Source organism: Nocardia sp. NPDC004718 (assembly GCF_053601535.1).
The window spans coordinates 1-3,045 of record NZ_JBSGCA010000133.1; the positions used below are offsets into that span (position 1 = coordinate 1).

The window sequence follows — 3,045 nt, forward strand, 5'->3', positions numbered from 1 at the left end:
GAAACCCGCCAAACCCGCCTGCGTGACCACCACACCCTTCGGCATGCCGGTCGATCCCGACGTGTAGATGACGTAGGCAGGATGCTCCGCGCGCAGCGGACGAACCCGGTCGGTGTAGGTCACCGGATCGGCCGGGAACTCCTCGAGCCGCCGGGCGCAGTCCGCGGTGTCGATGGCCAGCCACTCGACCCGGTCCGGTAGGTCACCGCGGAGTTCCTCCACGGTCAGCCCGAAGACCGCGCCCGAGTCGGCGACCATGTGCTCGACCCGGTCGGCCGGATAATTCGGATCCACCGGCACGAACCCCGCACCGGTCTTGGCCACCGCCCACACCGCGACCACCGACTCCACCGAACGCGGAACACCGACCGCGACCAGATCCTCCGGACCCACCCCACGATCGATCAACAAACGCGCCAAACGCGTGGACCGTTCGTCCAGCTCGGCATAGCTCAGCGCGGCCAGCGTGGCGGTCGCGTCGGCGAACACCACGGCCGCGCCGCTCGGGTTGGCCTCGACGGCGGTGGCCATCAATTGCGGCAGAGTGGTGACGCGGGGGCGGCGGGTTCGGGTCGGGCGCACACGCGCCGGGCGGGTCATACGCGCACCGCTTCCGCAGTCTCGTCACACCGCTGCCCGACCGCCCGAACCATCGTGCTGCCTCACCCTGTCTATCGTCGCCGCACGCACGTCACCATGCTCCCCACTCTGGGATCATCGAACGTGCGCAGGTCGATCGTTACCTGACCACCGGCGCACGACGAGCGCGACCGGCCACGACCCTGGGGTTTCGGGTCGAAAACGGACGCACGTGACGAGTGCCGCGGTTGATTATTACCTGCCGACGCGCGATTGGGGTCGCGACGTCGGCAGGGATGGTCAACGGCGAGCGTCGAGCAGAGCGGCCAACTGCGGTCCGATCACCGCGAGCGCCTCCGGTGTGGCCATCCGAGCGTGGGTGACCTCGACCGGCCGGTCGACGACCATGCCTTGGACGTACGGCCACCAGTCGGCCGCGGCGGCGCGCAACTCGTCGGTGGGATCGGCGATCGCCGCGCTGAAGTACTGCACGGTGCCGCGGAAGACTCCGGGCCGGTGCTCGGCGATCAACTCCGCCGAGCGGACCGCGGTGCGGTAGATCCGGCGCAGCCGCTCGGGAGTCACCGCGACCAGATCGGCCGGGATCATGGCGTGCAACGCGGCCAACGACTCGTCGTCGAGCTCGTAGACATCGCCGTCCGCGGTGACCGCCGTGCCGAGGCCGAGTTCGGCCAGGGCCCCGCGCACCGCCGCGCGGAATCCGACCACGTCCGGATTCGGATGGCTGTCCATCATGGCCAGCAACTCCACCTGCTCGCCCGCGTCCTGCAACCTGGTGGCGATGGCATGGGCGAGCACGCCACCGAGGGACCAGCCGAGCAGCCGGTACGGACCCTGCGGTTGTACCGCCCTGATCTCGGACAGGTAGCGCTCGGCCAGCTCGGCCAGCGAACCGGGCAGCTCGACGTCCTCCGACAGCGCGGGCGATTGCAGGCCGAAGATCGGCTGCTCGACGGGCAGGAACTGCGCCAGACCCGCGTACGACCAAGCCAAGCCGTACATCGGATGCAGACAGAACAGCGGGGCCGCCGATCCGCTCGCCCGGATGGGCAGCAGCACGTCCAGCGCCGCGGTGGCGTCGGCGTCGCCGGCGTCGATGCGCGCGGCCAAGCCCGCCACCGTGGCGTCGGTGAAGAACCACTGCACCTGCACCGTCGCTCCGGTCGCGTCCCGCAGTCGTCCGGCCACCTGGGCCGCGAGCAGCGAGTTACCGCCGAGCCCGAAGAAATCGTCGTCCAGGCCGACGCGGTCGGCGCCGAGCAGTTCGGCGAACGCGGCGGCCACGGCCTGCTCGGTGACCGTCTGCGGCGCGCGGTAGGCGACCGTGCTGACGATCTCCGGCGCGGGCAGCGCCCGGCGGTCGAGTTTCCCGTTCGCCGTCAACGGCAACACCTCGAGCACGACCACCGCATCCGGCACCATATAGCCGGTGAGGAAGTCGGCGACTTCGGTGCGGACCGCGGTGGGGTCGATGCTCGCGCCGGGGTCGGCCACGACGTAGCCGACCAGCCGCTCACCGGCATGCTCGTCGGCGCGGACGACCGCGACCGCCTGCCCGACCCCGGCGCAGCGCAGCAGCGCCGCCTCGATCTCCCCGAGTTCGATACGGAACCCACGCAACTGCACCTGCTGATCACCGCGACCGGCGTACTCCAGGGTGGCGTCGTCACCGCGGGCACGCCAGCGCCCGATATCCCCGGAGCGATACATCCGCGAGCCCGGCGCACCGAACGGGTTGGCCACGAACCGTGTCGCGGTCAACCCCGCACGCCCCAGATACCCACGCGAGAGCTGCGCGCCGACCACATGGATCTCCCCGGCCACCCCGACCGGCGCCGGATGCAACCGGTCATCGAGCACATACGCCTCCAGACCCGGGATCGCCCGACCGATCACGCTGGCCGGGTTGTCGACCATCTGCTCGTCCAACGACAGGAACGACACGTGCACCGTGGTCTCGGTGATGCCGTACATGTTCACCAACCGCGTCCGCTCACCATGGCGGGCATACCAGCGGCCCAGCTTCCGCAGATCCAGCGCCTCCCCACCGAAGATCACATACCGCAACCCCCACTCCGCCCCGCCCGCTGCGGCCCGGTCGGCCTCCACCAGCTGATAGAACGCCGACGGCGTCTGATTCAGCACCGTGACCCGCTCATCGATCAGCAACTGCCGCAACTGCTCCGGTGAGCGGGAAGTCAGATAGTCGACCACCACCACGCTGCCGCCGTGCGCCAACGCGCACCACAACTCCCACACCGAGAAATCGAACGCGAACGAATGGAACAACGTCCACACATCCGTCTCGTCGAACCCGAACAACGGCTGCGTGTTCGCCAGCAACTCGATGACGTTGCGGTGCGCCACACCCACACCCTTGGGCACCCCGGTCGAACCGGAGGTGTAGATGACATACGCCAGATTGTCCGCACGCAACCGGCCCAC

The 3,045-nt window shown here is 69.5% G+C and carries 2 protein-coding genes; both read right to left on the reverse strand.

Going from position 1 to position 3,045, the window contains the following annotated elements:
- The coding region (locus ACWEH3_RS35870) for an AMP-binding protein (protein ID WP_452358505.1) at positions 1-582 on the reverse strand (582 nt) is incomplete at its 3' end.
- Positions 583-879: 297 nt separating this feature from the next.
- On the reverse strand, positions 880-3,045 hold a 2,166-nt coding region (locus ACWEH3_RS35875), incomplete at its 5' end, for an amino acid adenylation domain-containing protein (RefSeq protein ID WP_452358504.1).